General features: G+C 49.3%; 1 rRNA gene. It reads left to right on the top strand.

Features of this window, described 5'->3' with window-relative positions:
• Window positions 1-269: 269 nt before the first annotated feature.
• Window positions 270-1,780: ribosomal RNA gene (locus C661_RS0120840) — 16S ribosomal RNA — on the top strand.
• Window positions 1,781-1,849 lie beyond the last annotated feature (69 nt).

The following is a 1,849-nucleotide window of genomic DNA, read 5'->3' as shown; positions in this document are numbered from 1 at the left end:
GCGCTAAATTGGTCTTTGAAAATTAAACAGAGAAAAAGGTAAAACCAGTTAATTCTGAATCAGAAATGATTCTTAGTGAACGATAAGTTCACAAAATGACTTTAACAAGTCAGCGATAAATAGAGCATAAAAGTGTTTTAGTAGAAACGAGTAGTACTAGGCAACAAGGAGTGAGGAACAAAGCGTATTTGTATACGTGAGTACCGGAGCGACGTAGTTAATGACGTAATGCGAAGTTTATAGTAAAATACGGCTCGAACATCAATTTTTAAATTGAGAGTTTGATCCTGGCTCAGGACGAACGCTGGCGGCGTGCCTAACACATGCAAGTCGAGCGATGAAACCCTTCGGGGTGGATTAGCGGCGGACGGGTGAGTAACACGTGGGTAACCTGCCTCATAGAGGGGGATAGCCTCCCGAAAGGGAGATTAATACCGCATAATGTATTTTGTTCGCATGAATAAAATATCAAAGGAGTAATCCACTATGAGATGGACCCGCGGCGCATTAGCTAGTTGGTGAGGTAACGGCTCACCAAGGCGACGATGCGTAGCCGACCTGAGAGGGTGATCGGCCACATTGGAACTGAGACACGGTCCAGACTCCTACGGGAGGCAGCAGTGGGGAATATTGCGCAATGGGGGAAACCCTGACGCAGCAACGCCGCGTGAATGATGAAGGCCTTAGGGTTGTAAAGTTCTGTCTTCTGGGACGATAATGACGGTACCAGAGGAGGAAGCCACGGCTAACTACGTGCCAGCAGCCGCGGTAATACGTAGGTGGCAAGCGTTGTCCGGATTTACTGGGCGTAAAGGATGCGTAGGCGGATATTTAAGTCAGATGTGAAATACCCGGGCTCAACTTGGGTGCTGCATTTGAAACTGGATATCTAGAGTGCGGGAGAGGTAAGTGGAATTCCTAGTGTAGCGGTGAAATGCGTAGAGATTAGGAAGAACACCAGTGGCGAAGGCGACTTACTGGACCGTAACTGACGCTGAGGCATGAAAGCGTGGGGAGCAAACAGGATTAGATACCCTGGTAGTCCACGCCGTAAACGATGAATACTAGGTGTAGGAGGTATCGACCCCTTCTGTGCCGCAGTTAACACAATAAGTATTCCGCCTGGGGAGTACGATCGCAAGATTAAAACTCAAAGGAATTGACGGGGGCCCGCACAAGCAGCGGAGCATGTGGTTTAATTCGAAGCAACGCGAAGAACCTTACCTAGACTTGACATCTCCTGAATTACCCTTAATCGGGGAAGCCCTTCGGGGCAGGAAGACAGGTGGTGCATGGTTGTCGTCAGCTCGTGTCGTGAGATGTTGGGTTAAGTCCCGCAACGAGCGCAACCCTTATCATTAGTTGCTACCATTAAGTTGAGCACTCTAGTGAGACTGCCACGGTTAACGTGGAGGAAGGTGGGGATGACGTCAAATCATCATGCCCCTTATGTCTAGGGCTACACACGTGCTACAATGGTGAGTACAAAGAGATGCAATACCGCGAGGTGGAGCCAAACTCAAAAACTCATCCCAGTTCGGATTGTAGGCTGAAACTCGCCTACATGAAGCCGGAGTTGCTAGTAATCGCGAATCAGCATGTCGCGGTGAATACGTTCCCGGGCCTTGTACACACCGCCCGTCACACCATGAGAGCTGGTAACACCCGAAGTCCGTGAGGTAACCCGCAAGGGAGCCAGCGGCCGAAGGTGGGATTAGTGATTGGGGTGAAGTCGTAACAAGGTAGCCGTAGGAGAACCTGCGGCTGGATCACCTCCTTTCTAGGGAGTCGACATGAAGGTAATACTTCATGACATCTGGTACTTTAACTCTGTTTAATTTTGAGAGAC

Origin of the sequence: Clostridium tunisiense TJ, assembly GCF_000300195.1 — a bacterium.
GTDB lineage: Bacteria > Bacillota > Clostridia > Clostridiales > Clostridiaceae > Clostridium_J > Clostridium_J tunisiense.
Note: the sequence above shows the minus strand (reverse complement) of the source record. Positions and strands in the feature narration are given on the sequence as shown.